Consider the following 1,308-nt stretch of genomic DNA (forward strand, 5'->3'; position numbering starts at 1 on the left):
TTCCTCTCGTTTTCCCTTTTCTCCACCTCCGCCCCCTTCCCCCCCCCCCCCCTTTTCCCCCATCCCTTCCCCTCCTTGTCCTTCCTCACTTCCTTCTCCCTCCTTCCCTCCCTCCTCTCTTCTTTTGTCATTCTTTGTTTGATGCCTATGTGTTGCTGTTTTCGTTCCCTTTCGAATTCGATGCAGCGATCAGCCTGGCTGTGCTTGACTCCGATCCGCTTTTCTTTCTGTTTGCACTCCCCTCCTCTCCCTAATTTTGCCTTTTTTTCTCCCTTTTTTCCCCCTCCTTTTCCCCCTCTCCTCCCCCCTCTTTCCTCTTCCCCCTCTCCCTCTTCCTCTCCTTCTTCCTCCATTTTTTTCTCGTCTTTCCTCCCCTACCTCCCCTCCTCGTCCTCTCCCCCTTCCTTTATCCCTCCCTCCCCACTTCTTTCCTCCTCCTCCTCCCCCTCCCCCGCTTTCCTCCCTCCTCCCCCCCCTCTCCCTCCTTTTTCCCCCTCCCCTCCCCCCTTCTCCTTTCTTGCTCCCTTCTACTTTTCCTTCCCCTTTCTTTTCGCCCCTTCCTGCGTTCTTTTCCCTCTCCTCCTCCTCCTGTTCCTTCCCTTCTCTTTCCTCCCTCCGTTTTTTTCTCCTGTCTCCTTTCCTCCCCCACCTTTTCTCCCTCTCTTCCCCCTTTTCTTCTCCTTGTCTATTCTCTCCTCCCCACATCCTTCTTCCCTCTCTCTTTTTCTTTCTTTTCCTTTCCCTCCCATTCCTTTTCGCTCTTCTCTCTTACCATCGTGTTTTCTTTTTCTTCTCCTTTCGCTACTCCTGTTCTTCTGGTCTTTCTCTCCACAGACCTTCTTTCTTCTTTTTTCTCGTCTCGTATGTCTTTGTTCCTTTCCCTCTTCCACTTCTTTCTTTTTCCATCCCAACCCTTCTTTCTTTCCCTCCCTCTTCTTTTTGCTTGTTTCTTCATTCCTCTCCATCATCTTCTCCTTCTCCTCTTTCTTCTTCTTCTCTTACCTCTTTTTCCTCCTCTTTGTCTCTCTTCTTCTGTCCTCTCCTCTCTCTCTCTTGTTTTTCTTTTCCTCTTTCTTTCGTTTGTTCTCTTCTTCCACCTTTTCCTCCTTTTTTTCTTCCCCCCCATCTCCCCCCCCCCTGCTTTCTGGCTTCTCTCTCTTTTTGTTTCCCTTCCTTCCTCCCTCTCTCCTTTTCCCTTCCTCTCTCCTCCTTCCTCCTCCCCCTTGTCCTTTTTTCGTTTCTCTTTCGTTTTTTTCCCTCTTCTGCCCGCCTTTCTTCTCTTCCCTCCTCTCCTCTTTTTCCTCCCCC

2 protein-coding genes and 1 pseudogene are annotated in these 1,308 nt (G+C 50.4%); all 3 read right to left on the minus strand.

What is annotated here, in order from left to right; all coding sequences use genetic code 11:
• Positions 1-353: hypothetical protein (locus WH87_RS19650; protein ID WP_156458242.1), on the minus strand; the 353-nt coding region annotated here is incomplete at its 3' end.
• A gap of 174 nt (positions 354-527) precedes the next feature.
• On the minus strand, positions 528-968 hold the full coding sequence (locus WH87_RS19655) for a hypothetical protein (RefSeq protein ID WP_156458243.1): 441 nt from the start codon (positions 966-968) through the stop codon (positions 528-530).
• Positions 952-1,308, minus strand: a pseudogene (locus WH87_RS19830) (hypothetical protein); the annotation flags it as partial. The gene WH87_RS19655 and the pseudogene WH87_RS19830, both read right to left, overlap by 17 nt.

Source organism: Devosia epidermidihirudinis (assembly GCF_000971295.1).
GTDB classification, from domain to species: domain Bacteria; phylum Pseudomonadota; class Alphaproteobacteria; order Rhizobiales; family Devosiaceae; genus Devosia; species Devosia epidermidihirudinis.

Excerpts from the sequence above, each read along its gene's own strand:
- WH87_RS19655 (WP_156458243.1), bottom strand. The coding sequence starts at position 968 with ATGATGGAGAGGAATGAAGAAACAAGCAAAAAGAAGAGGGAGGGAAAG.